Source organism: Variovorax sp. GW821-FHT09B01 (assembly GCF_059418345.1).
This window is the reverse complement of record NZ_JBWKPQ010000026.1, coordinates 1-25582: the sequence shown is the minus strand read 5'-3', so window position 1 is coordinate 25582 and position 25582 is coordinate 1. Positions and strand designations below refer to the sequence as shown.

Genomic DNA, 25582 nt, shown 5'->3' with positions numbered 1-25582 from the left:
GATTCTTGAAGCTTGCGATGGCATGGACGTAGGACAAGCGCGTTCCTGCTCGCGAATAAGAAAGCCAAGAAAGCCGAGGGGACCTCGATGCACGGCAATATATTCAGTCTCGCATCGCCAGCTTCACGAGTTCAGCCCTTGCCGGCCTCGTCCGTCCGCTCGGCATTGGTGGTGCCGCGCGATCCCTTGAGATGGAGTTCGATGTCCGAGGCGTTCGAGCCGACGGCGCGGATGGCTTCCTCGACCTGCCCGTGCGTGGCGTCGAGCTTGCGGGCCAGTTGATCGATGTCCGAGGCGCTCTTCGGGTTGGTGGTCTGGGATTGCGGATTCGTTGATGGCATGGTGTCTCCTGTGGGTAAAGATGGATGAAAAGTCCTGCCGAGCAGCCTTCTAGGCCTGTCCCTGACCGTCGCCCGTGCGGTCATGAACCCACCGCATGGCTTACTGCTGGCCGTGCCGTAGCGCTTCTTCGGGGGTCGCGTAGGGATCGGCGTCCTGGGGCAGCCGCGTTGCCTGGTCGGGCTGCGCCATCCAGTCCACCGCGACCTGGTATTGCCCGCGCGGGTCCGGCTCGAGCACCAGCCGGAACGCGTGGCCGCTGTAGACAAAAGCATGTTCGTTGGTCATTCGGATCTCCAGGAAGTCGGGACTTGCAGCCGTGCTACCGCGGCATCGCGACGGTCACCACGTCGAAGGGAAGCACGGCCGGCGGGCTTTTCTGGCGATCGAGCTGCCCGTTGACCACCATCAGGCCGGACGGGACCACGGCCGCCGTGGTCGGATAGCGCAGGCGCGTGTCGGTGATGCGTTGCGTGACGCGACCCGCACTCCAGTCGGGCGCAAGTTCCACGCGCACGAGCTCATGGTGCGCATTGCGGACCACGTAGAGATCGTTGCCACCGGCGAGCACGAGCCCATCGCCGTCCGTGAGTTCGCCGCCGTCCACGCGCAGCTGCGAGACCGCGCGCGAGCGGGTATCGATGCGCCAGAGCTGGCCGGTCGCGAGCTGGATCGACAGCAGGTAGCGACCATCGGGCGACGCGACGATGCCGTTGATGTTGATCTTGTTCGGCAGGTAGCGCAGCGGCGTGGACGACAGATCGAGCCACGGCTCCAGCGTCGCGCGCGCACCGGCGCCGGTGCGCACCCGGTAGATCACCGGGCGGAACGAGTCGGTGATGTAGGCCGAGCCATCGCGTGCGATGACGAGGTCGTTGAGGAAGCTCGGCATGTCCTGCGGTGCCTTGGCCACGGCCAGCGTGCTCCCGTCGGTCACGTTGACCGCGGCCAGCGTGCCGCCGGGTCCGCCCGCGATCCACAGGCGTCCGCTGCCATCGAACTTCATGCCGAATGCGCCCTGCCGCCCCACGGCACCACCGGCCTGCACCAGCTCGGCCTTCGCGCCGCTTTGCCTGATGCGGAACAGGTCGCCATTGGTACTCGATCCAACGAAGGCGTCGCCGGTGCGCGGATCGATCGCGATGCCTTCCGGGAAGACCTACGCGCCTTCGAGGGTGGCACGCGCGTGAACGGCGGTCGGCGCCGTGGCCTCGATCACGCCGCACAGCACCCGCGCGCCGGAGTTGCCCGCGGGGTCGCTGGTGTAGTCGTCGGGATCCGCATGGACGACGACACTGCGGCCGATCACCGACGTCGGCGCTCGGTCCAGCGAGAGGTTCGTGTTGAGGTAGCGCAGCACCGCGCGACCGCCGGCGTCCGCTTGGAGGGCCGGCAGCTCGCCGGCATGCGCATGGGCCTTGTCGTCGCCCGGTCGCCCATGGTTGCGCGAGTTGCCGGGATCGAAGTGGCCGCCGGCGGCGCCGAAATCGACGACCCAGGCCGGTCGCTGCGTCGGGCCCGGGTGCGCACTCGCCATGCGCGTGCACATGGAAGCCGTGCACGCCGTGCGCGAGCCCTTCGACGCTGGCGTTGAGGACCACCGCGGTGCCTCCGCCAGCCGGCGCAAGCGCACGATGCCGGCCTGTTTGCCCGATGGCGTGAGAAGCCGCGCCGATGCCAGCGGCGCCGCATCGGGCTGTGATGCGCCGGCACCGCCCTGCAGCGAACCCGGTGTGCTGGCGCCGGGCATCGCGGCATGGCATGGTCGTGCGAAGGGTTGGGAGGACCGCCGCACGCGCCGTGCAGGGCCACAGCGCACACGGCGATCGGGCAGAGAAGGTGTCGGGTGTTCATGGTCGGCTCCTCAGCGGGCGTAGCTCGCGCGATAGATCACGCCGTTCTAGTCCTCGGCGATCAGCAGGGAACCGTCGGCCGCCACGGCCAGGCCGGAGAGCCGTCCGAACTGTGCCGGCCGGGCCGCCTTCGCCTGTTCGGCGGCCGGTCCGGCGCCCGGTTGGCGCAGGTGGGCCGGCGCGGCGGGCATCAGCCATCCGGTAACGAAGTCCTCGATCGACTGCGGCTTGCCCGCCGCGTCGAAGCACACCCGCACCACCTTGTAGCCGCTGGGCTGTCCCCGGTTCCACGATCCGCGCATCGCGACGAAGGCGCTGTGGCGGTACTCTGCGGGAAACTGGCTGCCGCCGTAGAAGACCATCCCGACGGGCGCGGAGTGCGCCGTGGTCATGAGCGCCGGCGCCTCGGTGGTCGGGCAGAAGTCGGCGCGCGTCGATCCTTCCGGGTCGTTCTGCTGCTTCATGTCGACCTGCCTGTCACCCCAGCAGAACGGCCACCCGTAGTGCCGGTTCGGCCGGATCGCGTTGAGTTCCTCGGGCGGCACGTCGTCGCCACGGTCGTCCGAGCCGTGGTCGAAGCCGTAGAGCGTGCCATCGACCGGACTGAAGGCGAAGCCCAGCGTGTTGCGAAGCCCGCGCGCGTATACGCTGCGCGCGCTGCCGTCGGGCCGCACGCGCAGCACGGTCGCGGCCTCGGGATTGGTCTCCACGCAGTTGTTGCACTGCGAGCCCACGGTCACGTACAGGAAGCCGTCGGGACCGGAAGCCAGCGTGCGGTAGGGATGCTGCGATCCGTCGGGGCAGGTCATCGAGAAGAACCCGCGGCAGGGCCAGCGAGCCGTCAGGCTGCACATCGGCGACCAGCACCTTCTTGTCGCTGGCCATGAACAGCTTGCCGTCCTTGAGCAGCAGCCCATGCACGTTCTTGATGTTCTGCGCCACGATCTGCTGCGCGTCGATCTTTCCGTCGCGATCGGTGTCGCGCAGCAGCAGCACATCGGCCTGCCTGGGGCGGCTCGCATAGACGTCGCCGTTGGGCGCCACCTGCAGCCAGCGCACATGCTGCATGTCCTTGGCGTACACATTGACCTTGAAGCCAGGAGGCAGCTTCAGCTGCAAGAGCAGCAATTCATCAAACTTGACCGGCGAAGGTTCGAGCATCACGGTGGACACCGTGTTGGGGCCGTCGCCCGGTGGCAGCTGCGCCGATGCGTCCGCAGCATGAAGGTGCCCAGTGCGAGGACTGTGCGAAAGAGAGAAGCTGCGTGCATGAGGAGGCCCCGTGAGTGATCGCCTCGGCAAGCGAGGAGGCGGGTGGGGCCGGCGACGCGCGAGGTTCGCCTGAGCGGACGTAGGACGCTCGGCCAATGCTGGCTCGGGAGGGGCGATGAGGGGGAACGGCTCGACCTTGACCGATCAACTGCGTGAGCAGCGCCGGCTTAGTCCGGTATGAACTTGGAAAGCACTCGGGCCGCGGCGTGAAGTCGCTCAACTTGGTTGACGGGGAGCTCCTCGCTAATGACATCGAAATGGCACACAGTACCAGTTGCCTCGCCTTGAGCGTTGAAGTCGGCACGCCGAAGTAGGCGAGCATCACCCCCTGGTAAGGATGTCCATTCAGTCGCAAGTCCGAATCCGAATTTGCGGTCAGGAAACTCGCGTCTCGCAGGACATATTGACAGAAGCTCGAAGCGACGGGAACCTGCGCAAGAAAATCGGGACGCGGCTCGCCGAGCTTGTCAGCAAGCTCGACATTGACCATCGCATCGTTGACCGCTCGATACACAGCCGTATAGCGGTGAGACACACCGCTGTTGAGCAAAGCGAGCGCCGCGCTTAGTCCCTCTATCGTGCACCGCTCATCAAAGTCGCGTGCGAATTCCTCGTAGGCGTGAGCATGCTTCTGCTGTAGCAGCAGCGCATAGAGCCTCTCGATCTCGTGCTCCCAAGCAGTTCCGGCCGCGATGAGCAGTTGGTCCGCCGCGAGCAAATCCTGCGGATCGAACACCTCGCTCTGGGGTCGGGTACGGGCGCACCGCAAAACCCGCCTGCCGTAAGGCCTGCTCCATCTCGAAATGCGACATCTCCGCCATGCGGCAAGCTTAGCTGAAAGGTGAGGCCATTCTGCGAACGGAGCACCCGCAGAAAGCACCGTGAAAGTACACGTCAGCGAAAGCCCAAGGCCTTCATGGCGGGACTGAGCGCTTGTCTAGCCTTCCAGTAGCCGGCCCAGGGGTCAGTCCGTTGAAACGACAGATGCTCGCGCGCGGTGCGGACGTCCCATTGCGCACCGCTTTTCAGGCCTTCCAGGTCCTCCCAGGCAATCGGCATAGAGACGCCCAGCCCCGGACGCGCGCGCACAGAAAAAGCCGAAGCCGTCGTTGCGCCATGCCCGTTGCGGAGGTAGTCGACGAACAGCTTCCCGACACGGTTGGAGGGTCCGCTTTTTGCGACGAATCGCGATGGGATCGTCTTGGCCAGGTGCTGAACTGCCGCCTGCGAGAAGCTCTTCACCACTTCGTACTCGTAGCGAGGCGCTAGGGGCACCACAACGTGCAATCCTTTGCCCCCGGATGTCTTCAACCATGCCTGAAGGCCGAGCTCGCCTAGCAGCGCGCGCACGAGGATCGCGGCCTCTTGCACGTGCTGCCAAGCCGTTCCTTCGCCGGGATCCAGATCGAGGATCATGCGATCAGGCTTGTTGATCGTTCGGGCGACCGAGTTCCAGGTATGAAACTCGATGACATTCATCTGAGCGGCACCGAGCAACGCTTTCTCGTTTGAGATCTCCAGCAAGGCAGCGTGCCCGGGCCACAACGACTCGGGCAGTTCCGTGATGCCAGGGACTCCGATCTTTTCTCCATGCTTTTGAAAAAAGAGCTGTCCCTTTACACCGGCAGGGCCTCGCACCAAAGAACAGGGCCGGCCCTTGAGGTGCGGCAGGATGAACTCGGCCACTGACTCATAGTAACGGACCAGGTCCAGCTTGGTGACGCCTGTGGATTCGTCGATGATCCGTTCCGCGTGGCTGACCGTGACGCCGCCGGCAGAGGCCCCTGGCGCCTTACCGCTGGCTTTTGCTGGCGCCGCATCTACCGCCTTGGCCGTCTCGCGCGTGATCGAGGTGGCCGATTTGTCAGAGCGCATGCCGACGAAAGAAGCATGCCGCACCTGCCCATCGGGCGTCCACTCGGCAAAGCTGACCTCCGCGATTTGCGTCGGCCGGACCCATCGCTCGGAACCTGCCTTGCGCTTGGACCAGCGTCCAGGAGCTGCTCGTGCGACATCGAAAGGCGGTGCCTCAACCTGAAGACGAGCCAGGCGCCGACGAATGTCGGCCGACTCTTCCACGCTCCAACCGGTTCCGACACTTCCCGCGGATACGAGCTGGCCGCTCTCGTCGTGCACGCCCAGCAGCAGGCTGCCCACTTGGGCAGCGTTGTCCGAGCGATCGACAAAACCGCACACTACAAACTCCTGCCGCAGCTTGCACTTGAGCTTGAGCCAGGTTTCCGTACGACGGGAGACATAGGGTGCATCCGCTCTTTTAGCGATCACTCCCTCGAGCTGCATGCTGCATGCGGACCTGAGGATCGCATGCGGCTCGGCCGGAAAGTCCTGGCTGAACCGCACGTGCTCGGAAGCCTTGTGTGCGAGGAATGCTTCCAGCAGATCTCGGCGTTTTTTGAGCGGCAGCTCCCTCAGGTCCTCGCCTTCGAAGAACGGCGTATCAAACACGAAGAAAACGATTCGATCTTCCCCACGACGCCGGTCGAAGGCGTTCTGCAAAGCGTTGAAGTCCGGCGCACCGTTCTCGCCGAGCACCACAATCTCTCCATCGAGAAATGAGCCGCGCAGACCGAGCCCGCTCAGCTCGGACACCAGTTGCGGCATCTTGGCGGCCCAGTCGTGACCACCGCGAGTGATCAGCTGCACTTTGCCCTTGTCCAGCCGCGCCATCAGCCGGTAGCCATCGAACTTGATCTCGTAGATCCATTCCCCGGCACTCGGCACGCCGCTGGCGAGTGTGGCAAGTTGGGGGCCGATTTTTTCCGGCAGCAGTGCCTTCCGGCTGCTCTTCAGGCGCGAACCTGTCTTCTGCACCTGCGCCTTGCCAGCGCTGAGAGGCGCTTTCGCCGTCGCCCCTTGTTTGGCACGGCCAGGCTTCGTTAGCGCGGCTTTTTCCACTGCGATCTTTGTTGTCTCGGGTGCTGCTGGCTTGCGTAGCGGCTTGGCAAACACGCTGTCGGGCAGCGCGCTGACGACGTCGAACTCCGCGTGCGACCGCGCGAATTCGTCCTTCTTCTTAAACAGGATCCACGGTTCCTGGCGCTCGCCGCCTTTGGCGATGTTCACCAGCTCCCAGAGGCCCCTGAGCTTGTGGCCATCAAGCCGAAAAACGAGCTTGCCCGCCTTGAGGCCTTTGCGGGGATCCCCGATCGGCTCCCAGGTCCCGTTGTCCCAGACGATGACGGTTCCAGCGCCATATTGCTTTGGAGGAATGGTGCCCTCGAACGATGCGTAGGACAGAGGGTGGTCTTCCACATGGACGGCGAGGCGCTTTTCTTTGGGGTCGAAGCTTGGGCCCTTGGGGACCGCCCACGACACAAGCACGCCATCCAACTCGAGCCTAAAGTCGTAATGAAGGCGGCTGGCGGCATGCTTCTGAATGACGAAGCCGAGCGCGCCCGCCGAGGGCGTCCCGCCTTCGGCGGGCTCCGCGGTGATCTTGAAGTCGCGCTTCTGCCGATAGGACGCGAGCTTCTTGGTTGCGGCCATGAGCCGGCTCCAACAAAATCAGGTTATCCGGCCCTGCTCTTGGCGACTACCTACTTACGTTCAGCAAGGTACCCGCGCACCTCCTGCGCGGAATTGCCAACAGCCTTGACCGCATCGCGCAGCTGCATCTCGCTGCAGCCAAGGCTTTCGGTCCAGGACCTCACCTCGTGCTTTTCTTCCAGCGAGATCAGCTTGCGGTCCAACGCAGTCTTCTTGGTGTCGTCGGTCATGAAAGGCTCCTTCTGATTCAAGAAGCCGGTTGTCGCCGTGGCGCGAGCGCGCTCGCGTAAGCAAATTGAACGATCTGCTGAAGGACAAACTTTGGTTGTCGCCTCGCTGAGATCGACGGGAAGCGCGTGCGTACCCTTGCCGCAAGCCCACGCATGAACGCTTCCACATCCTACGCTGGCGTGGTGAAAAACGGCCAAATTGGAATCTGCATCCCGCCACCGGCATAGCTTCTCGAATCCGCTCGGCGCATGTCATCCATGGCGGCCCTCCTAAGATCGGCCCATGAGCCTGCATTCGGAAATGGAAGTTGGCATTCGACGCTCGGGCCCTTTAGGCATGCAGGCGCTTCCTTTTATGCTCTAGATTGGAACCAGGCATGGAACACTCCCAGATATCGGTAAACGGCATCACGCTGCATGTCGTCACCGCCGGCCCCCAAACCGCCCCCTCTCGTGATCCTGCTGCATGGATTCCCAGAAACTTGGCAGGCTTGGCAGCGATACGTAGAACCTTTCCTCGCGATTGGTTGGCGGGTGGCAATTCCGGATCAAAGAGGCTATGGGCAGTCCGACAAGCCCAGCGGTGTCAGTTCCTATGCACTGGATGTCTTGGCTGACGACATATGCGCGCTTGCAGACGCATTGGATGCGCAGGAGTTTGCGCTCGTGGGCCATGACTGGGGAGGGATCGTTGCATGGCACGTTGCCGCGCGAGACCCCCAACGGGTACAGCGCCTAGCGATTCTGAACGCACCGCACCCGGCGAGTCTTCTCGGCTACGCCCTGTCGCATCCATTTCAACTCGCTCGCAGCGCATACGTCGGCTTCTTCCACCTCCCCTTTTTACCCGAAACAATGCTCGGCGCGAATCGGTGCGCGCTCTTGCGTGCTTCACTGACTCGCACAAGCAAGCCCGATGCGTTCGACCCTGAGTTGCTGGAGGCGTACTGCGAGGCTTGGAGCCAGCCGCACGCGGTTGCGAGTATGCTGAATTGGTAGCGCGCCATGGCCATCGGGCGCCCTATTTCAACCCCAATTGAAGCTCCCACCTTGATCCTCTGGGGAGACCAGGATACGGCGCTGGAGCCTGGCCTGGGTGATGAAGCGCTGAAGTATTGCGCGAAAGGCATTCTTTCGCGCCTGGAGGACGGCACCCACTGGCTTCACCACGAACAGCCTGTGCGCGTCAGCGCGCAGCTCTGCGATTTTTTGAGCTAGCGACCAGCCCGATTACTGGGCGTCAGTACTCCCTTAGGCGCATTCAGCGCTTCTGGACCAGCCGTGCACTAGGACTGCGCGCGTGAGTCCACAGGACGCTCGTCCACCCAACGCATGGCCTGCTGTCGTCCATGCCGCAGTGCCTGAGCTGCTGTTGCATGAAGATCAATGCCTTGCGGGAGGCGCAAGGGATGGCGCAGGAGAAACCACCTCCACACTCGCCCGGTACTGGCCACGTCGTTCGGTCGAAGCTCAATCCGAAATGCGTGGCCCCGGTAAACAAATGCATGCTCGCTGGACATCGAATCCCTACGAAAGAGAGCTCGTTCGAATGAGGGCTCCCCACCCGAGGTTTATCCGGCCCCCCTCCTCGGAAAATGACCAGCGAACGCGCGGAGGGCCGAGATCGCTCTGGTCAGCGCTCCCTCCGGCGTCGAACATCACCACCGTTCGACAGCGACGACTATCATTTCACTGAACCTGCAAGCCGCTGCGAATGTGCCAAGTGGCCCTGGACCACAGGCAGCATCTTTGTTGCGAGCGCCTTTACTTCAGGGTCCTTTGCCTCGGCCTGGGTTTTCTTGAGCAGCTTCTCGGTCGCTTCGTGGTCATCGACGCCAGCCTGTTTCACGTACTGACGGTCGAAAGCATCGCCCTGAAGCGCCTTGAACTTCAGCATCGCTGCTCTGTGTTTCGCGTCAGGTCCGTCGGGCAGTTCTACACCCTTGTTCTTGGCCAGGGACCCCACGTCGCTCAGGCCTTTGGTGTGGTCTTCGACCATCATCTGGGCGAACTTCTTGATGTCCGCACTGTTCGTTTTCTCGACGGCGACCTTCCCGGTCTCTACCTCCGCGATGCTCGCTTGCGCGATGTCCTTGAGCATGGATGCGTCAGCGGCCTCGAGCTTAGCCTGAGCCAACACCGCAGAGCTCAGACCGTAGGTGACGGCGAAGACGGCTGCGACCGTGGCGGTACGAAATAGGGTTTTCATCTTGATCCTTTGAAACGGGTCAGCTCGTCGCTTCAGCTTGTTCGATGGCGCTGGCCTCCGCCATGGCGCCGAGGCGCTTGTCGGTCGCTTGCTCCTCGGCTAGCGTGGCTTGCAGCAGCGGCACCGCCGGGGCATAGCCCAGCTTCATCGCCATGAGGATCAACGAGGTGTAGCTCGCGATCTCGTAGTGCTCGGCCTTTTGGGCCGATCCGATCAACGCTGCATCCAGCACCGGTCCTTCTTGAACTTGATCGACCATGGACAGGGTCTCCTCCACCAGGCCGGCCATGCCCTCGCACTTGATGCGCTTGAGTTTCAGGCCAAGGGCCTCGGCGATTTCTTCAATCCGCTCGACTTGCGCGCGCGTTTCCTCGAGGTGATCCTCGAAGGCCTGAGCCAGCTGAGGGTCCGTGGCCGCACGGGCGAGCCTGGGAAGCGAGCGGGTCATCTGCTTCTCTGCGCTATAGGTATCCGAAAGATCGTGGATGAATAGTTCGGAAGGGGTCTTGATTGGCATATTGATCCTTTGGTATGCAAGGCTGCTATCCGTAGGAGCACGAAACAGCAGCAAGCAGTGAGGGGCCGACGCAGAGCTCGGCGTGTAGTCGCAGAGGCTACGACGCTGTGCGTTAGCGAGCAGCGCGGCGATTGCCAGCATTCGCTATTCATAGGTAGCGTTCGACCTACACGGTCTCGACACGGTTTACGTGAATTTCATGTTTGACCGGTGTCCCCGTCTTTCCTTTTCCTGGGAGGTGATCGATCCGGATGCCTGCGCTGGAAGCAGCCGCATGAATTGGGGTCTTCGGCGGGTGCCGAAGATTGGAGTCCGGCTTCGGCCGGGCTCATTTTTTTTCTTGTTCGCGATGCCGGGCCTCTTCACTTGAATCCTCTATCCATCTCACACCGTGGCTCGAAGGGCAAGCGCCTGAGGCGCTGGAGTGGCATCGGCATCGTCGGGTTCGGCATGCTCGTGATGGGCTACGAAGCCGTGGTGGCGATGGACGATGCACCTGCCATCCGCTTGGCGCTTGCCGGGGGAGGGATCGCGGCGCTCGCGACGGCCTTGGGCACCATCCCAGTCCTGCTTTCGCAGCAGTTTTCGCAGCGCGTCTACGACACCATGCTCGGCTTCGGTGCCGGAGTGATGCTCGCCGCAAGCTCGTTCTCGCTGATCATCCCCGCGCTGCAAGCCGCCAAGGGACAAGGAGCTTCGCATTGGGGGGCTGGCGCCATGGTGGGAGCGGGCATCCTGCTGGGCGCCCTTGCGGTGTTGACGCTCGATCGCACCATTCCCCATGAACACTTCGTCAAGGGGGCCGAGGGCCCAGGGTCTCGAACGATGAAGCGGATCTGGCTCTTCGTGTTCGCCATCATCCTGCACAACCTCCCGGAGGGCCTTGCGATCGGCGTGGCCTTCGCAGGAACCGACCCCGTGGGAGCCAGTGCGCTGACGACCGGCATTTCGATCCAGGATGCGCCGGAGGGCCTGGTCGTGGCGCTCGCCCTTCGCAGCGTGGGCTACAGCCGATGGCAGGCGGCGGGCGTGGGGGTGCTCTCCGGGCTGGTCGAGCCGGTCGCAGCGGTGGCCGGCGCCGCGCTGACCAGCATTTCGCCCTCGCTGCTGCCCTGGGGCCTTGCCCTCGCCGCGGGAGCGATGCTGTTCGTGATCAGTCACGAGATCATTCCGGAATCGCACAGGCAGGGCCACGAGACCTTCGCCACAGGCGGGCTCATGCTCGGCTTCGTCGTGATGATGGTTCTTGACACGGCACTAGGGTAAAGAAATGGACGAGCTTCTTTCGCTTTTCGGTCGAGACTTTCCTGTCTGGCACATGGTGGTGCGGGGAACCGTGGTCTACTGGTTCCTGCTTCTGGTGTTTCGCTTTGTCCTGCGTCGCGACATCGGGTCCATGGGCGTGGCGGATCTGCTCTTCGTGGTGTTGGTTGCCGACGCATCCAGCAATGCGATGCAAGGCGAATACAAGTCCATCAATGACGGCTTGGTGCTGCTGGGGACGCTGATCGCCTGGAACTTCGTCCTCGACTGGCTCAGCTACAGATTCGAACCAATCTCCCGCTTGCTCGAGCCTTTGCCTGCGGTGCTGGTGCGACATGGGCAGCTGAATCAGCGCGCGCTGCGCCGGGAGATGATTTCGACGGACGAGCTGATGGGCAAGCTGCGGCAGCAGGGGGTGGAGTCGCTGCGGCAGGTCCGCATCGCGCGCCTCGAAGCAGACGGCCAGTTGAGCGTCTTCAGAAGGGATGGAGGCGATGTCAAGCCTCCCTCGGGGCATGATGGCCCGCCCGGACAATAAACGCGCCGAAGGGGCTCATTCAAAGGTGCCGGGAAGGCTGGCGACGGAGAGAGCCAGCGGGGGCCTCGCCATGCTCGTGATCGACATGATCAGTTGCTGGGATTTCGAAGATGGAGAAAAGCTGGTGCGCTATGCCGCGCAAATCGCTCCTCACATCGCTCGCCTCAAAGCGAGGGCGGTCCACGCCGGCGTGCCGGTCATCTACGCGAATGACAACGCTGGTCGCTGGCGGTCCGACCTCCGCACGCTGATCGACGATGCGTATCGCGGCGGCGGCCGAGGCGCCAAGATTACAGAACTCCTCATGCCGAGCAAAGAGGACTACTTTGTCCTCAAGCCCAAGCAGTCCGCCTTCTTTGGCACACCTCTTGAGCTGTTGCTTCAACATCTCAAAGCTTCCCAGCTGATCCTCACCGGCGTGGCGAGCGACCAGTGCATTCTGGTGACTGCCTCCGAAGCGGTGATGCGCGACCTCGAAGTGGTCGTGCCGAAGGACTGCGTGGCTTCTCAGACGGCGCAGCGCAATCGCCTCGTTCTGCGGCAGTTGGAACAGATCCACAACATTCCTACTACCGCATCCCCGCGCCTGCGGTTTTAGCGACGGCGGGCGTTGGTTGGAGAACCCAGGGGCCTGCGGGGTGGATTCCTACGCATGCCGTCCGCATCCGCCGTGCATCGACTCGTGGATGAAGCCCAGGATTAATTTTCCAGTTCAGTTGAGCTGGACCCATCCACCCCCACCATGGAGCTTCATCATGTTCTCTCACAACAAACGTCTTCAGTACACCTTGCGCGTCAGTGAAACAAATCCAGGCTTGGCCAACTTGATGCTAGAGCAGTTCGGCGGCGCCCAGGGTGAGCTCGCCGCCGCTTGCCGCTACTTCACACAGGCCATCGCAGAGGAGGACTCGGGCCGCAAGGACATGCTCTTCGACATCGCCACCGAAGAGCTCAGTCACCTCGAAGTGATCGGTACGATGGTTGCCATGCTCAACCGCGGCGCGAAAGGAAGGCTGGCCGAAGGCGTCGACTCGGAAGCAGAGGCCTATCGAACCATCACGGGCGCTGGCAACGACAGCCACCTCACGCAGGTGTTGTATGGCGGTGGACCTGCGCTGGTCAACTCAGCGGGCGTTCCCTGGACCGCGGCTTACGTCGACAGCATCGGCGAACCCACGGCCGACCTGCGCTCGAACATCGCGGCCGAAGCACGGGCCAAGATCGTTTATGAGCGACTGATCAACCTGACCGACGATCCGGGGGTGAAAGAAGCCTTGGGCTTCCTGATGACACGCGAGATCGCGCACCAGAAGTCGTTCGAGAAGGCGCTCTATGCGATCACGCCGAACTTCCCACCCGGCAAGCTTCCCGGCATGCCGGAGTTCACGAAGGTGTACTTCAACATGTCGAAGGGAAGCGATGTGCGCGGGCCGTGGAATCAGGGAGAGCAATGGGATTTCGTCGAGGACCCACTGCCGCAGTGCCCCGTCGACGGAGGCAGTGGTGACGCTTCGGTCAATCTGACTGCGGAAGAAGAAGCTGCCGTGGACGCGCTGGCGGTGCGCACTGCTTCCGATCCGACCAGCGATCCGCAGACCGGCGCTGAACTCGGTATGGGGGAAGACGCGGTGCTGGATGAACTGTCCGCTCAGCTAGAAAAGGCCAAGCCGTGATTGGGCGGCCTGGATCGCCGCGCCCCCCGCTCGCGGTCCAGGCACCCTCGCCGACTGAGAGCAATGGCTACGAGATTTCAGTGCGCTCCTCGCATGGCAGAGTGCTGGTCCAGTTGACCGGTTGTGCGTGTGAGTACCTGAAGCTGGGCAGCGAAACGTTGCTCGAAGCTGTTGCGCGTTCGGGCCCGCTCGTCACGCAGATAGTTGAGGGCATGAGCGTCGACCTGGAGATACCCCGTGTCACCTTATACGCAGGCCACATTGCGGCGCATCGTCGAGAGCGCCACTAGCTCGGGGCGGTCGAACCGCACCGCTGAGCAGGCGGCCCTACTCTATGTCATTTTCGCCCCCGTGGTGCTACGTTGACGCCCGGGGGCCCGAGGTCTTCTTGCGCCACCCGGTTATCACAGAAGCTTCACCGAATCGGCGGTTGCCATGTGGGCGCCCAGCGGTCCCACCTTGCGCCAGTCGCTGCGGCTCCCGAGGATGGCGTCCAACCAAATCTATCTGGCCCCCGAAACCTGGACGAACTCGAGGAATCGAAATGGCCGAGTACAGAGAGAAACAGAAGCTTGCTGCTGTCATGGCCTACAGAAAGGGCGCTGGCGAATTGCGCGCTACCGCCAGCACGCTTACAAGGCCAGTGGGAAAGCTGGGTCTGCTGGCGCGGGAGCGCGCCAACTCCGATGTCGACTCCAAGCTCGAGGTCCTGCACCGGATGCAGGATGAGGGCCTGTCGGGCTGGCTGGCTGCGGCCCTCTTCAACATCCGGCCCCTCAGCCTGACAGCGGAGTGGAATCGGGCGTATGCCGCTCACGGCGCGCCCGCCTTGCAGCCTGGATGGAAATAGGAACAGACGAGGATAAGCAAGCCGCCGAGGAGGCGCGATGACCGTGAGGCGGCGGCAAGTGACTAACGCAGTCGCGGCGAGCTGCTACGCGATCTTCAGCAGCTGCAGGCGGAGAATGCTTACCTGAAAAAGTGCAGGCCTTGGGTCGAACCAAGTCGCGCTCTGCGCCCGTGAAAGGACGTTGATCGTGATCGATTAAACATCCTTCTTGCCGATTTGCTGCGCGGCAGAGCTGGCGCGCAGCAGCTTCTGCTACGAGCTGAAGGCGCTCGGCGCAGCTGACAAGCACAGCGAGCTGAGTGAAGATCCGCGAGATCTTCAAGGTCACAAGGGTCGGCATGGCTGTCGACGGTTCACTGCCGAACTGCGCCAGTAGGGCGCGAAGAAGTGGCTGTTCGCGGGCAGCGAGTTGGCCGGCCAGCGCGCAGCAGTGGTGATGAGTCTCGTGCAGTCGGGCAAGCTCATCGGGATCATTCGATGCTTCTCATAAACTCCATAGTGCCCCGCTCAGCGGTCGCCGCTTCCGGGTTCGGCATCTTGCGGTGCTGCTCAGCCAGTACTTGCGCCGGCATGACCCTGGCCATCGCGACCTGCAACTTGTTCTTACAGCCCGCCGCCACGTCCGCCTCTCCATTCAGCATCGCCTCGAAGCCGACGCGCGGCACTTCTGCTGGGTCGGCTATCTTGCCGTCCTGTCCCACTTTCGTATCGAGCATGTCCGCACGCTCGAAGAACCGGGTGTCCGTCGGTCCGGGCATGAGGCAACTCACGGTTACGCCGAAATCCTTCAACTCGTTGCGCAAGGCGAGCGAGAACGAATCGAGGAAAGCCTTTGTGCCGGTGTAGACCGCCTGGTAGGAGCCCAGGCATGAAGCCCGCGATGGACCCCGTAACTAGGATACGCCCCGACTCCCGTGCGCGCATCGGGCCGGCCAACCGGTGAATCAGGTAGATGGTGCCGGTAACGTTGGTGTCGAGGACAAGCTTTGCCTGCGAGAAGGCTTCGTCGACAAACGCATGACCAAGGCCACGGCCCGCGATGGCGAGCAAGCAATCCACAGGACGATTACCGACGGCGGCCACTAATCGATCAACGCCATCGAGCGTAGAAAAATCTACCTGCGAAGCAATCACTGAGACACACGCATGGCGCAATGCGATCGCGGCCGCCTCGATTTCCGGCTCGTCGAGCGCGATCAAGAGATCGAGGCCGGCGGCGCACAACAGCGTGCAAGTTCCAGGCCGATACCGGAAGACGCTCCGGTGACCACGGCGAAGCACCCGCGGGGAAGTTGGTAAGAAGTACTGGACATGAAGTGCCTCGCGCAAATGATGGCTGATGACGTGTGGTGGAATCTGTAGCCTCCAGCGTTTTCCGGCATGCCATGCGCATATGTAGGCGAGAGGCGAACCAATGTATAGTTCTGTTCGAAAAATGCGTCTGATCGGCATGGGGGCGTGGTCTTGCCTTCAAAGTGCATCCAGGTTGCAGCAGCGTCCTACAGATGGAACTGTGATCGCGCACTACTTTCGGGTTCCCGTGGTCACCGACGAGGCGAGCATGCCGAGGCCGAGCGAGCAGGACGAGAACAACGCCAGTGCTGGCGCAGGCGCCGAGCCTCCCGCGAAGCGCGGCTTCCTGAACCGCCTCGGCCCCGGCCTCATCACCGGCGCCGCCGACGACGACCCCAGCGGCATCGCCACCTACACCCAGGCCGGCGCGCAGTTCGGCTACGGCATGGGCTGGACCCTGCTGCTGACCTATCCGCTGATGGTGGGCATCCAGCTCGCGAGCGCGCGCATCGGCCGCACCACGGGCCGCGGGCTGACCTCGGCCTTCGCCACCCTGTGGCCGCGCCCGGTCGTGCTGCTCGCGGTCGTGCTGCTGCTGGTCGCCAATGTCGTGAACCTCGCGGCCGACATCGGCGCCATGGCCGAGGTCGCGCGGCTGGGCCTGGGCGGACCCGAGGCGCTCTACGCGCTGGGCTTCGGCCTGCTGTCGCTGGCGCTGCAGGCCTGGCTGCCGTACCACCGCTACGTGCGCGTGCTCAAGTGGCTCACGCTCTCGCTGCTGGCCTACGTGGGCGTGGCGCTGGTGGCGCATGTCGACTGGAAGGCCGCGCTCGCGGGCGCGCTGCTGCCGCGCCTGCACTGGGATGCCGAGAGCATCCAGATGGTGGTGGCGATCCTCGGCACCACGATCAGCCCCTACCTGTTCTTCTGGCAGGCGGCGCAGGAGGTGGAGGAGATCGAACGCGTTCCGCAGGACCATGCGCTCAGGACGCATCCCGCGCAGGCGCGCACGCAACTGCGCCGGCTGCGCTTCGACACCTGGGTCGGCATGGGCTTCTCCAACGCGATCGCCTTCTCGATGATCGTGGCCTCGGCCGCCACCCTGCATGCCCACGGCCAGACCGACGTGGGCTCGACCGCGCAGGCGGCCGAGGCCCTGCGCCCGGTGGCCGGCAGCGCGGCCTTCGCGCTGTTCGCGCTGGGGATCATCGGCACGGGCCTGCTGGCGCTGCCGGTGCTCGGCGGTTCCGCCGCCTATGCCTGCGCCGAGTTCCTGCGCGTGCGCCGCGGGCTCGAGCAGCCGGTGGGCGCGGCGCCGGCCTTCTACGGCATCCTCGCGGCCGCCATGGCCTGCGGCGTCGGCATCAGCCTGTGCGGCGTCGATCCAATGAAAGCGCTGGTGTGGGCGGCGGTGCTCAATTCGCTGATGTCGGTGCCGATCATGGTCGGCGTCATGTGGGCCGCCGGCAGCCGCCGCCTCATGGGCGAGCTGGTGCTGCCGCTGCACTGGCGGGTGCTGGGCTGGGCCGCGACCGCGGTCATGGCGCTGGCGACCCTGGCCTTTCTCTGGACCCGCCTGCGTTCCTGACACGAGCGGCTAGAAGGCCAACGGCAGTGGGAGTGCTAGTCAGCACGATGGCGTTGGGCCTCTGGCTCGTGATGCGATCTTCCTCGTCATTGGCGCTGCTTGCACACGTGGGGTTCTCGCAGCTGTAGGTTCTCACAGAGACCCTTCTGATTGCAACAGCCGTGGCGGCGAGAGCCGCAGAAAGCGCGACCGCGGCAGAAGCTCGTCGGAGCTGTCCTGCCTCTCGCTCCGCGCGGCCTACACGCAAGATTTTTTTTCGCACACACGAATGGCGGATTTGCCTTCGACGAGGGCCGGGACGCTTGCCGACCGTTGATGCATGACAGATCAACTCCTCTCCCCCGCCGAAACGGAGCCTTCGTCCAACAGATCTCGCATCGAGGGAATGCGCGCGTTTATCTCGTCCGAGGGATTTCCATGCGTAGGCGCGAAATCCGCGCTCAACAAGAAACGCATACAGTTCATCGAGCTGCGGACGCTTGGAGATCCATCTCAGACTCCAGAGCTTTTCGACGCCCTTATAGCCTACTCTGCGGCCTTTCCTGACCCTGGCGTCGTGCCGGTGAGCTTTGTGGCCCTGTTCGACGGATCTCCCACCAACGAGATCGAGTTCGAAAAAGCCCTATGGACCCAACTTCAATCGTTGCATGACCTCGATCGAGAACGCGGCTATCAGTGGAACTGTGAAGTCAGCCACGATTCAGAGCGCTGCGACTTCTCATTTAGCGTGGGAGGTCGCGCCTTCTTCGTCGTGGGCATGCATCCACAGGCTTCACGCCATGCGCGCCGGTCGGCCGTGCCTTGCTTGGTCTTCAACTTCCACGATCAGTTCGAAGCAATGAAAGCGTCTGGGAAGTACCAGTCGATGCAGGAGGCTATCCGGCAGCGCGACATTGACCTGCAGGGATCAATCAATCCTGTGCTCGCCCGCTTTGGTGAAGCTTCTGAAGCGCGCCAGTACTCCGGACGGGCCGTGGAATCTAACTGGAAGTGTCCGTTTCATCATCACTCTTGAAAGGAATCGAATGATTGAGGAGAAAACGCTGACCCACGCGGCCGGCTGCTGCCGTATCCCGCCGCAGTCGGGCGTCGCCTTCACTTTGCGAAGCGGCCAGATCCTGCGCATCAACGATCCATTCGGCGAACAAGTTGCCGACCTGTACGCCTTCGCACAGGACGACCACAGTTGTAGCCTGTCCTCCGGGCGGTCCATCGACTATGCTTCAAAGATCTACCTGACCAAGGGCGATCTACTCTACGCAAACAACAGCCGTCCAATGTTTCGCATTGTCGATGACACGGTCGGTCGACACGACTTCCTGTTAACCCCGTGCAGCCAGGAGATGTTCGAAATTCTCTATCAGCACCACGGGCATCACCCCAGCTGCTTTGAGAATCTGTACCGAGCTTTTGAACCGTACGGAATTCGTCCGGACCAGATTGGAACAACGTTCAATGTTTTCATGAATGTCGGCGTCACCGAGACCGGCGAGGTTCAAGTCAAGCCACCCACGTCTCGCGCCGGCGACTTTATTGAACTACGCGCTGAGATGGACCTCATCTGCGGATTGACAGCGTGTTCGGCCGAAAATTCGAACAATGGCTCTTTCAAGCCCATTGACTACGAGATACGCTAAGAGGCTCGCGGGGTTTGGCAGGCAAGAGAGGCATCGAGGCGCGCACAGTATCGTCCGGATTTTGAGATGTTTCCATCATCCCCGCTGCAAGGAGCGCCATTTCTTTGACGCTGCGGCAGCGGCCTCTCAAGCTGCGCAGCACGGTTGCGTCGTTCTGGATGGTGCTCACCACCTTGCGCAGGGTTGCGAGTCGTTCTTCATCTCTCGGCGCCGACGCGTGGCGCGCCAAAGTCGACAGCAGGTTCCCGAGGTGGTCTCTCAGAAGCAATTGTTTCCGTGTCATCGGATCGACGTAGATTGCTTTCAGGCCGAACTTCGCGGCTTGATACTTGTTGTACTCGTACACGAGGTAGTCTTCGTCCCGGGGGATAAACGGTTGTGACTCCAGCAGCCACGTTCCGAGAAGTTGCGCGAAGCTGGCGAGTTCGGCGGCTCGCTCGATAGACAACGGGCTATCGAGGACGCGAATCTCGACCGTTCCATACTCAGGCTTCGGTCGGATGTCCCAATGCAAGTCCTTGATTGACTTGATGACCCCGCACGCAAGCCATTTGGACAGACATTCGGTGAGTTCATGCCAGGAGTTCGTAAATGGCGCACGGGGTCCTGTGGGAAACGGGTTCGGGCAGTACGTCCGGGTGGAGTCGAATCCGGTGTCTCTCCCTTCCATGAAGGGACTGGACGCAGAGAGTGCAATAAAGTGCGGCACGTATCTGGCGAGCTGGTGCATCAATAGCGGGACGCGCTCAACGTCAGCGCACCCAAGATGAATATGCTGCCCGAATACAGTTGTCTGCTTGAGTACCTCCCCATACAGCGAAGTCAAGGCGCGATAGCGTGGGCTGTCGAAGATCTGCTGTTCCCACCAGTGCTTGGAAGGATGCAGCCCGCCGCCGGATATGCGGGCGCCGTGTTCGGCGGCCGCGCACGAGACCCTGCTGCGTAGGGTTTCGAGGTCAGCAGCCGCCTCGCAGGCATTCGCACAGACACCGGTGGAGATCTCGATCATGCCGGCGCTCACCTCTGGAACGATTGCCCCTCGTGCCAAAGGCCCGAGAAGACGCGCAGCCTCAAGGATCTGCGGACTCCGCTGAGCGAGATCGCCCGAATCTGCATCGATGAGCTGCAGTTCAAGTTCGACGCCCAGGCTCATATCAGCGGACGGTGCAAAGTCGAACGAAGGATGCGGGGAATTTGGCATGACGGCCTCGCGCTTGTGATGGAAGGGAAGGTCAAGCCACCTCGCCACAGAGCACGTCAGGCTTGCGGTGAGTTTCACGTAGGACAGGCCAGAGTGCCTGTGTGTGTTGACACCGTCTGGTGCGCCTTGCGCGCATAGCTGTCCAACGGAGCAGCGATTTGACGCTGTGGACCCTCATCGACGGCGCTCTGATACCGAAGCTCTCCGGTATCGCGACAACAGCCCCCGGTGCGGACTGGCACAGCGATGCGTGAAGGTTGGATTACGCATCCTCCCTCCGCACGCAGACGCCGACGACGCTTTTCGAGCCCTAGCCTGTTCCCCCTCACCACAGCCACGAGATGATCATCAGCACACCAGACTTTCTCGCCCAGTTTTTTCGCGACGGCTGGGAAGTGCGTTGCGCTGTGACTCGCGCCGCTCCTAACGGCAACCTTTCCGGACGAGCAGAGATTCTTCGGCAGCCTCGAGAACGCCCGCATTTCGAATATCGGTTTCGTCGTGAAGCGCAAGCGGAAACCCAGCGTCCTTGATACGACGCAAAATCCATTGGCATGCCGGCCCCTCCGAAGGGCAGGAAATCTATTAATGCTCGGTGAGCCTCACCAGAGTCACTTTACGTAGGCAACTGCCGAGCGGCAGCGCCCGATCGCACTCATCTTTCGGCCGGCGTTGCTGTCGCGCAGGGGTGAGCAGCACCCGTCCTGAGTTTTCGTCCGACGTTTGGATCAGACACGTCGCAACGCATGGCACCGCGAGAGGAAATTTACTCACGACCCATGCCTCTCGATACTCCACCACTGTGGCACTTCACGCTCACCCGCTTTCCGGGAGCGCTTGGGGCGGGCGCGCAGAAGTGTGGTGTGGGCGTCGATTGGTCAGCGTGTTTGCTTCGTTCATGTATGAAAGCGAGGCGGAAGTGCGCACGCGGTTGGAGGCAGAGGTCCTCGCCTACATCGCCGAGCGCGGCGGAAGCGCATCGCTGCGATTCGAGCCCTGTGGACGTTAGCAAGTCCACGTAGCGCTCGGACGTCGTGCCTACGGCCCCATCGCACCCTCCCGCTACTCAACCAAGTCCTTCAGGAAAACTGCGGCGATCATCGCGGCCGCTCGTCTGTCCTCCACCATATCGGCGATGCACATCAGCGGCTCGTCCTCATAAGACAGGTCGCGCAGCTCGAGCAAATACTGCCGCGCCAGATCCTTGTCTGTTCTGGACCGCTCACCTGGAGTAAGCAACCAATCCTCCACCTCACTGCGATACGCCGCCCGGAAGACCGCCCGCACGGGCCGCTTCACGCGGCCGGTATCTCCGGCTTGGATGGCAAGTTCAAACCTGCAGGATAAGTTTCCCAGGAGCTCGGGTCTGCTGGAGGGTTCATTGGCTGACGGGAGAGGGAAGTTATCCACGGCGGTCTCAAATATCAAGTGCAACACTCTTCAGCCCTCAGGAGAGTGATGTATGTCGAGCGGTTACAAGCAGTTGAGAGCAGAAGAGCGAGGGGTGATCATGGCTATGAGCCTGCAAGGCAGTAGTGCCAGATCGATTGGGCGGATGCTGAACCGAGCACCAAGCACTATCACCCGAGAGTTGCGACGCAACGGCCACCATGCAGAGGGTGAAGTGGTGTGGGGACGTCCGCGTCTTGCGCCTGGTTACGACGCGGTGTCTGCTGGCAAGCGTGCGCTGCGGATGAGGCGGCGTGCCCGCCGAGTGCGCAAGCTTCGCCCGCACACGGCGTTGTGGTCACGCACGATGGAACTGCTGGGAAGGCGCTGGTCGCCCCAACAGATCGCCACTATCCTCAAGCGCGAACAGCCCGCACGCGCCGATATGCAAGCCTCGCACGAAACGATCTACACCGCCATTTACGCTCGCCCCAAGGGGGAGCTGCGCAAAGAGTTGACGTCATTGCTGCGCCAAGCCCGTGGTGCGCGCCGGCCTCACGGCCGCAATGCGGAGCAACGCGGCAAGTTGGCGGACATGCTCAGCATCCACGTACGTCCGCCCGAAGTGAACGACCGACTGGTACCAGGACATTGGGAAGGCGACCCGATCAAAGGGGCACGCAATCAGTCGTGCGTGGGCACCTTGGTGTGTCGCAGAACCTGTTTCGTGATGATCGTGAAGGTCGATGGTGCGACGGCGCTGGATGTCTTCAGAGGCTTCGAGGCCGCATTTGGCCCGCTGGACGAAGCGCTTCGCAAGAGCCTGACGTATGACCAAGGCAAGGAGATGGCGCTGCACAAGCGGCTGGCCGAGAGCACGGGGTTGACGATCTACTTCGCTGATCCTCACAGTCCCTGGCAACGAGGGCGAAACGAGAACATCAATGGGCTGATCAGGCAGTACCTGCCTAAAGGCACCGATCTGAGCGTCTACAGCCAACGCCAGCTCGATGCGATCGCCTGGGAGCTCAACACCCGCCCGCGCAACACGCTCGATTGGAAGACGCCTGCGGAGGCCTTCTTCCAGGACTGCCTCGACCACAATGCGCAGTTTCCGGAGGGTGTTGCACTTGGAGTTTGAGACCGCCCACGCTTTGGCTCACCAGCGTCCGAGGGGCGAAGTTCACTCAAAGCCTGCCGCCCTGTATCGGTGATCCGAAACCCCACTACCGGGCGCGTGCTCATGCGCTCATTCGCCGGGAGGTGGGCTTTGATCATCGCCGCTGCCTGGAGCACGACCGCGCTCCGCACGTCTCTCTCATCCCGACGAGCGGCAGCGCGGCGCGCTCAATTCGACTACCCAAATCCGTCGGCATGCTGTTCCACCAAGTTGCACACACAAGCTGCGATGTGACTTGGAAGTCTCGAAACAGACTGTAGGACTAGGTACTAACAATGTGGAGACGAAGATCATGTTTCTCCACCAGCCTCGGTCGACTACTGCCCCGTGAGGGCAGCGGAGCGGGCAGCGTTCATCCGCACCTTCGCAGACGTCGGACCACCCGGTCAACTTCGCCCGACCAGCTCGCTAGGGCCTGTAAGAGCGGCTCTTCGTCAACTTGCGGTCCAACCTGTTAGCTCGATCACAACTTCCCACGGAAAACGGTGACCTTTGTCACGGTTGCCTCGGAATAATGAGTGCAACTTTCGAACTAGTGGTAGACATGTCCGTTTTTCAATCGTGCAGCTGTACTCCCAACCACCTCTACCGTGTCGAACGTCGTCCCTGGATGCGTCTGCTCCCTTGGCGGCGACTGTACCAATGCGCAAACTGCAAAAAGCTGCAGCTCCGATCCGAGGATGAGGTCACTCGTGCCCAGGTTGAGTTCGCGTCACGGTCGCTCCAGAATAACTCCTCTCGTCAAGCGAAACCCGGGTGAGAGGTGGTGGCGACCCCACATGGGCGAGTCATGGGCTCGCAGGCGGAGGAGGCCGGCCACGTAGTGGCGGCTCCTCCATGCGCTCGACTGCCGATCGACAGACACTGGCGGGCAAGCGACGCCCGCCAGCGCGCCCTTGGCGCTTAGGTTCTGGCGACCAGTGCGATCCCTGACAAGCTTTTGAACACCAGCGTGTCTAACCGCGCGCGCCGCGGCTTGTTGACGACCGCTGGCCTAGTGCATCCAGGTGGCACGGCCGGCTTACTGGGTAGCCGCGGGGGCCAACGATGCTTCGTGAAAATCCGCGGCATGCGTTTCTGCCACAGGGGTGGCCAAGCTTCCGGGTAGTCGAACCTAGCCAGTTCTTCCCGCCCCTTTTGCGTGACCGCCAGTACCTGGGCAGCCAGACCGTCACCCGAAAGCGTGAGCAGATTGGAGGGCGAAGGGATCAGCGCCACGACGAGTCCGGCCGCCCTGAGGATCCGTACTTGATCGATGTCTACGGTTCGATAGGACGGGACCGGCAGACGGGAACTCGCGCTCTGCCGCAGCAAGTTCATGGTCATAGAAGCCTCCTTTTCGGCTGTCCAGAACTTTGACGGTGATCAATCCAGGAGCGGCTGCGGAAACTTTCAAGACCCACCTGCACAGCGCGTCTCAATCGAGCGCTGACCTAAAAAAGAGCCCGGCGCGCGGCCGCGCTGAGGTTTCGACTGCTCCCGATCCGGTAGACAAACCCCTGCCTCAAGCCGAGGCGCGTTCGAACGCCCCGGGGCTGATGCCGCCCAGATGGCTGTGGCGGCGGGTTCGGTTGTAGAACGCCTCGATGTAATCGAAGACATCGGCGCGCGCTTGATCCCGGGTCTTGTAGATGCGCTTCTGGATGCGCTCCTTTTTCAGGCTGCTGAAGAAGGACTCGGCGACGGCATTGTCCCAGCAGTTGCCCCGTCGGCTAATGCTCGGCTCGAGGTTGTGGGCTGCGCAGAAGCGCTTGAAGTCGTCGCTTCCATATTGGCTGCCCCGGTCGCTATGCACCAGGACCCGTTGCTGCGGTTTGCGGCGCCACACAGCCATCAGCAATGCGTCCAGTGCCAGCTCCCTGCCCAGCGTCGGCTTCATGGACCATCCCACGACCTTTCGGGCGTAGAGGTCCAGCACCACCGCCAGATACAGCCAGCCTTGCCAGGTCCGGATGTAGGTGATGTCGGTGACCCACACCTTGTTGGGCACATCGACCGTGAACTCGCGCTGCAGATGGTTGGGCGCGATGATGGACGGGCGACCGGCAATGGCACGGGGCTTTTTGTAGCCTCGTATGGCTTTGATTTTGTGGCTCTGCATGAGCCGCTCCACACGATGCAGGCCACAGCTCTCGCCGGCTTCGCGGAGGTCGCCAAAGACGCGACGAGCACCATAGACACCATGGCTGGCGGCGTATGAGTGGCGGATGAGTTCCAGCAGCCGCGTATCGTCCTTGGCCCGGTCAGACACGGGGCATTGCAACCACGCATAAAAACCAGCCCGTGCCACCTGCAGAACCCGGCACATCATGGCCAGCGGGTATTCATGACGGTGCTCGTTCATGAAGCGGTACTTCACTCGGGCTCCCTGGCAAAGTACCGCGCGGCTTTTTTTAACAGGTCACGCTCCTCTTCGACTCGACGCATTTGCGCGCGTAGCCGAAGGATCTCGCTCTTGGCTTCCAGCAGTTCCTTGGACTGTTGTTCGGATTTATCCGGCGCAACCGCCTTGACCCACTTGTACAGGCTATGGGCCGACACACCCAAGCGCGCTGCGACATCTGGCACTGAGTACCCGCGCTCGATGACCTGCTTGACCGCCTCTTCCTTGAATTCCGGCGTAAACCTCTGGGTGCTCATGGCACTCCCTCCTATGCTCAAAGGATAGGCGGGGTTTGTCTACCGGACCAGGGGCAGTCCATTTTGAGCTTTCTCGAACTGTATAGGGCTGACATAGCCGAGCGTCGAGTGACGGCGCGTCGGGTTGTAGAACCGCTCGATGTAGTCGAACACATCGGCGCGGGCCTGTTCCCTGGACCGGTACTCCTTTCTGGCTGTGCGCTCGGTCTTCAATGAACTGAAGAAGCTCTCCATGGCCGAGTTGTCCTAGCCCTCACCCGCTCGGCTCATGCTGCAAGTGATACCTTGTTCCTTGAGCAGCTCATGGAAGTGCTCGCTGGTGCATTGGGTGGATTCAACCGGTCGTCGCAACACGGATTACGCGGCGGATTTTAGGTAGTCGTTAAGCGCCTCCGCGGGAGTC

At 62.4% G+C, this 25582-nt stretch carries 26 protein-coding genes and 2 pseudogenes; 12 read left to right on the top strand and 16 right to left on the bottom strand.

What is annotated here, in order from left to right:
* Window positions 1-131: 131 nt before the first annotated feature.
* From AC07RV_RS38865 to AC07RV_RS38830, 8 genes are all read right to left on the bottom strand, one after another.
* Window positions 132-341 (bottom strand): DUF3606 domain-containing protein, encoded by a 210-nt coding sequence (locus AC07RV_RS38865; protein WP_395345130.1) that lies wholly within the window; start codon window positions 339-341, stop codon window positions 132-134.
* A 100-nt stretch (window positions 342-441) separates the two neighbouring features.
* Window positions 442-627: a hypothetical protein gene (locus AC07RV_RS38860; RefSeq protein ID WP_431513423.1), complete on the bottom strand. Its 186-nt coding sequence runs from the start codon at window positions 625-627 to the stop codon at window positions 442-444.
* A gap of 34 nt (window positions 628-661) precedes the next feature.
* A complete protein-coding gene (locus AC07RV_RS38855; RefSeq protein WP_492715897.1) occupies window positions 662-1483 on the bottom strand; it encodes an SMP-30/gluconolactonase/LRE family protein in 822 nt (273 codons plus the stop codon).
* Between the two features lie 15 nt (window positions 1484-1498).
* The gene (locus AC07RV_RS38850; protein ID WP_431513421.1) at window positions 1499-1876 is read right to left on the bottom strand and encodes a superoxide dismutase family protein; all 378 of its coding nucleotides are present in this window, start codon (window positions 1874-1876) and stop codon (window positions 1499-1501) included.
* A gap of 363 nt (window positions 1877-2239) precedes the next feature.
* Entirely contained in the window at window positions 2240-3001 is a 762-nt protein-coding gene (locus AC07RV_RS38845; RefSeq protein ID WP_431513420.1) for a PQQ-dependent sugar dehydrogenase, read from the bottom strand.
* A gap of 323 nt (window positions 3002-3324) precedes the next feature.
* Window positions 3325-4200, bottom strand: coding sequence for a hypothetical protein (locus AC07RV_RS38840; protein WP_444689918.1), 876 nt, complete (start codon window positions 4198-4200; stop codon window positions 3325-3327).
* A gap of 158 nt (window positions 4201-4358) precedes the next feature.
* Entirely contained in the window at window positions 4359-6971 is a 2613-nt protein-coding gene (ligD, locus tag AC07RV_RS38835) for a DNA ligase D (RefSeq protein ID WP_431513418.1), read from the bottom strand.
* Between the two features lie 50 nt (window positions 6972-7021).
* Entirely contained in the window at window positions 7022-7201 is a 180-nt protein-coding gene (locus AC07RV_RS38830; RefSeq protein WP_395345112.1) for a DUF3606 domain-containing protein, read from the bottom strand.
* A 453-nt stretch (window positions 7202-7654) separates the two neighbouring features.
* Between AC07RV_RS38830 and AC07RV_RS38825 the strand changes: the two genes are divergently transcribed.
* Together AC07RV_RS38825 and AC07RV_RS38820 are read left to right on the top strand one after the other, a co-directional pair.
* Window positions 7655-8200, top strand: coding sequence for an alpha/beta fold hydrolase (locus tag AC07RV_RS38825; protein ID WP_431513417.1), 546 nt, complete (start codon window positions 7655-7657; stop codon window positions 8198-8200).
* 6 nt (window positions 8201-8206) lie between these two features.
* Window positions 8207-8419: an alpha/beta fold hydrolase gene (locus AC07RV_RS38820; protein ID WP_431513416.1), complete on the top strand. Its 213-nt coding sequence runs from the start codon at window positions 8207-8209 to the stop codon at window positions 8417-8419.
* Between the two features lie 466 nt (window positions 8420-8885).
* Here the strand turns inward: AC07RV_RS38820 and AC07RV_RS38815 are convergent, their stop codons facing one another.
* Together AC07RV_RS38815 and AC07RV_RS38810 are read right to left on the bottom strand one after the other, a co-directional pair.
* Window positions 8886-9410: a DUF4142 domain-containing protein gene (locus tag AC07RV_RS38815; RefSeq protein ID WP_431513415.1), complete on the bottom strand. Its 525-nt coding sequence runs from the start codon at window positions 9408-9410 to the stop codon at window positions 8886-8888.
* A 19-nt stretch (window positions 9411-9429) separates the two neighbouring features.
* Entirely contained in the window at window positions 9430-9927 is a 498-nt protein-coding gene (locus AC07RV_RS38810; protein WP_431514664.1) for a YciE/YciF ferroxidase family protein, read from the bottom strand.
* A 450-nt stretch (window positions 9928-10377) separates the two neighbouring features.
* On the opposite strand from AC07RV_RS38810, the gene AC07RV_RS38805 reads away from it, so the two are divergent.
* The 5 genes from AC07RV_RS38805 to AC07RV_RS38785 all read left to right on the top strand — a co-directional run bounded on the left by AC07RV_RS38805 (window position 10378) and on the right by AC07RV_RS38785 (window position 14251).
* The gene (locus AC07RV_RS38805; RefSeq protein ID WP_395347455.1) at window positions 10378-11193 is read left to right on the top strand and encodes a ZIP family metal transporter; all 816 of its coding nucleotides are present in this window, start codon (window positions 10378-10380) and stop codon (window positions 11191-11193) included.
* A gap of 4 nt (window positions 11194-11197) precedes the next feature.
* Window positions 11198-11728 (top strand): DUF421 domain-containing protein, encoded by a 531-nt coding sequence (locus AC07RV_RS38800; protein WP_395345104.1) that lies wholly within the window; start codon window positions 11198-11200, stop codon window positions 11726-11728.
* A gap of 70 nt (window positions 11729-11798) precedes the next feature.
* Window positions 11799-12326 (top strand): cysteine hydrolase family protein, encoded by a 528-nt coding sequence (locus AC07RV_RS38795; protein ID WP_395345102.1) that lies wholly within the window; start codon window positions 11799-11801, stop codon window positions 12324-12326.
* Between the two features lie 157 nt (window positions 12327-12483).
* A complete protein-coding gene (locus AC07RV_RS38790) occupies window positions 12484-13401 on the top strand; it encodes a manganese catalase family protein (protein ID WP_395345100.1) in 918 nt (305 codons plus the stop codon).
* Between the two features lie 544 nt (window positions 13402-13945).
* Entirely contained in the window at window positions 13946-14251 is a 306-nt protein-coding gene (locus tag AC07RV_RS38785; protein WP_395345098.1) for a hypothetical protein, read from the top strand.
* A 470-nt stretch (window positions 14252-14721) separates the two neighbouring features.
* Here the strand turns inward: AC07RV_RS38785 and AC07RV_RS38780 are convergent, their stop codons facing one another.
* Both AC07RV_RS38780 and AC07RV_RS38775 read right to left on the bottom strand, forming a co-directional pair.
* Window positions 14722-15117: an SDR family NAD(P)-dependent oxidoreductase gene (locus AC07RV_RS38780; RefSeq protein ID WP_431514663.1), complete on the bottom strand. Its 396-nt coding sequence runs from the start codon at window positions 15115-15117 to the stop codon at window positions 14722-14724.
* A 55-nt stretch (window positions 15118-15172) separates the two neighbouring features.
* Window positions 15173-15703, bottom strand: a pseudogene (locus AC07RV_RS38775) (SDR family oxidoreductase); the annotation flags it as partial.
* A 109-nt stretch (window positions 15704-15812) separates the two neighbouring features.
* On the opposite strand from AC07RV_RS38775, the gene AC07RV_RS38770 reads away from it, so the two are divergent.
* The 3 genes from AC07RV_RS38770 to AC07RV_RS38760 all read left to right on the top strand — a co-directional run bounded on the left by AC07RV_RS38770 (window position 15813) and on the right by AC07RV_RS38760 (window position 18769).
* Entirely contained in the window at window positions 15813-17132 is a 1320-nt protein-coding gene (locus AC07RV_RS38770) for an Nramp family divalent metal transporter (protein ID WP_492715887.1), read from the top strand.
* Between the two features lie 319 nt (window positions 17133-17451).
* Window positions 17452-18147, top strand: a complete 696-nt coding sequence (gene gntA, locus AC07RV_RS38765; RefSeq protein ID WP_431513414.1) for a guanitoxin biosynthesis heme-dependent pre-guanitoxin N-hydroxylase GntA — start codon at window positions 17452-17454, stop codon at window positions 18145-18147.
* Window positions 18148-18157: 10 nt separating this feature from the next.
* Window positions 18158-18769: a DUF1989 domain-containing protein gene (locus AC07RV_RS38760; protein ID WP_395345090.1), complete on the top strand. Its 612-nt coding sequence runs from the start codon at window positions 18158-18160 to the stop codon at window positions 18767-18769.
* Here AC07RV_RS38760 and AC07RV_RS38755 read toward each other — a convergent pair.
* Window positions 18741-20048 (bottom strand): YbdK family carboxylate-amine ligase, encoded by a 1308-nt coding sequence (locus AC07RV_RS38755; RefSeq protein ID WP_395345088.1) that lies wholly within the window; start codon window positions 20046-20048, stop codon window positions 18741-18743. The genes AC07RV_RS38760 and AC07RV_RS38755 overlap by 29 nt on opposite strands.
* A gap of 263 nt (window positions 20049-20311) precedes the next feature.
* Here AC07RV_RS38755 and AC07RV_RS38750 point away from each other — a divergent pair, with 263 nt between their 5' ends.
* A complete protein-coding gene (locus tag AC07RV_RS38750) occupies window positions 20312-20503 on the top strand; it encodes a hypothetical protein (RefSeq protein ID WP_492715890.1) in 192 nt (63 codons plus the stop codon).
* A gap of 529 nt (window positions 20504-21032) precedes the next feature.
* On the opposite strand, the gene AC07RV_RS38745 is transcribed toward AC07RV_RS38750, so the two are convergent.
* Window positions 21033-21269, bottom strand: a complete 237-nt coding sequence (locus AC07RV_RS38745; RefSeq protein ID WP_395345084.1) for a hypothetical protein — start codon at window positions 21267-21269, stop codon at window positions 21033-21035.
* Window positions 21270-21432: 163 nt separating this feature from the next.
* Here AC07RV_RS38745 and AC07RV_RS38740 point away from each other — a divergent pair, with 163 nt between their 5' ends.
* Window positions 21433-22500, top strand: a complete 1068-nt coding sequence (locus tag AC07RV_RS38740) for an IS30 family transposase (protein ID WP_492715892.1) — start codon at window positions 21433-21435, stop codon at window positions 22498-22500.
* Window positions 22501-24043: 1543 nt separating this feature from the next.
* Here AC07RV_RS38740 and AC07RV_RS38735 read toward each other — a convergent pair.
* Both AC07RV_RS38735 and AC07RV_RS38730 read right to left on the bottom strand, forming a co-directional pair.
* Window positions 24044-25179, bottom strand: a protein-coding gene (locus tag AC07RV_RS38735) for an IS3 family transposase (RefSeq protein ID WP_492715894.1) whose coding sequence is annotated in 2 segments (ribosomal slippage) — window positions 24044-24927 and window positions 24927-25179 — 1137 coding nt in all. Because the reading frame shifts where the segments join, the coding sequence is not laid out codon by codon here.
* A gap of 39 nt (window positions 25180-25218) precedes the next feature.
* Window positions 25219-25506 (bottom strand): annotated as a pseudogene (locus AC07RV_RS38730) (IS3 family transposase); the annotation flags it as partial.
* Window positions 25507-25582: the final 76 nt, after the last annotated feature.

Bases quoted from the DNA above. Each gene is read 5' to 3' on its own strand.
- AC07RV_RS38845 (WP_431513420.1), bottom strand. From the start codon at position 3,001: ATGACCTGCCCCGACGGATCGCAGCATCCCTACCGCACGCTGGCTTCC.
- AC07RV_RS38810 (WP_431514664.1), bottom strand. From the start codon at position 9,927: ATGCCAATCAAGACCCCTTCCGAACTATTCATCCACGATCTTTCGGAT.
- AC07RV_RS38750 (WP_492715890.1), top strand. From the start codon at position 20,312: ATGATCATCAGCACACCAGACTTTCTCGCCCAGTTTTTTCGCGACGGC.
- AC07RV_RS38860 (WP_431513423.1), bottom strand. From the start codon at position 627: ATGACCAACGAACATGCTTTTGTCTACAGCGGCCACGCGTTCCGGCTG.
- AC07RV_RS38785 (WP_395345098.1), top strand. From the start codon at position 13,946: ATGGCCGAGTACAGAGAGAAACAGAAGCTTGCTGCTGTCATGGCCTAC.
- AC07RV_RS38830 (WP_395345112.1), bottom strand. From the start codon at position 7,201: ATGACCGACGACACCAAGAAGACTGCGTTGGACCGCAAGCTGATCTCG.
- AC07RV_RS38805 (WP_395347455.1), top strand. From the start codon at position 10,378: ATGCTCGTGATGGGCTACGAAGCCGTGGTGGCGATGGACGATGCACCT.
- AC07RV_RS38795 (WP_395345102.1), top strand. From the start codon at position 11,799: ATGCTCGTGATCGACATGATCAGTTGCTGGGATTTCGAAGATGGAGAA.
- AC07RV_RS38865 (WP_395345130.1), bottom strand. From the start codon at position 341: ATGCCATCAACGAATCCGCAATCCCAGACCACCAACCCGAAGAGCGCC.
- AC07RV_RS38790 (WP_395345100.1), top strand. From the start codon at position 12,484: ATGTTCTCTCACAACAAACGTCTTCAGTACACCTTGCGCGTCAGTGAA.
- AC07RV_RS38740 (WP_492715892.1), top strand. From the start codon at position 21,433: ATGTCGAGCGGTTACAAGCAGTTGAGAGCAGAAGAGCGAGGGGTGATC.
- gntA (WP_431513414.1), top strand. From the start codon at position 17,452: ATGACAGATCAACTCCTCTCCCCCGCCGAAACGGAGCCTTCGTCCAAC.
- AC07RV_RS38800 (WP_395345104.1), top strand. From the start codon at position 11,198: ATGGACGAGCTTCTTTCGCTTTTCGGTCGAGACTTTCCTGTCTGGCAC.
- AC07RV_RS38820 (WP_431513416.1), top strand. From the start codon at position 8,207: ATGGCCATCGGGCGCCCTATTTCAACCCCAATTGAAGCTCCCACCTTG.
- AC07RV_RS38815 (WP_431513415.1), bottom strand. From the start codon at position 9,410: ATGAAAACCCTATTTCGTACCGCCACGGTCGCAGCCGTCTTCGCCGTC.
- ligD (WP_431513418.1), bottom strand. From the start codon at position 6,971: ATGGCCGCAACCAAGAAGCTCGCGTCCTATCGGCAGAAGCGCGACTTC.
- AC07RV_RS38770 (WP_492715887.1), top strand. From the start codon at position 15,813: ATGCCGAGGCCGAGCGAGCAGGACGAGAACAACGCCAGTGCTGGCGCA.
- AC07RV_RS38760 (WP_395345090.1), top strand. From the start codon at position 18,158: ATGATTGAGGAGAAAACGCTGACCCACGCGGCCGGCTGCTGCCGTATC.
- AC07RV_RS38850 (WP_431513421.1), bottom strand. From the start codon at position 1,876: ATGGCGAGTGCGCACCCGGGCCCGACGCAGCGACCGGCCTGGGTCGTC.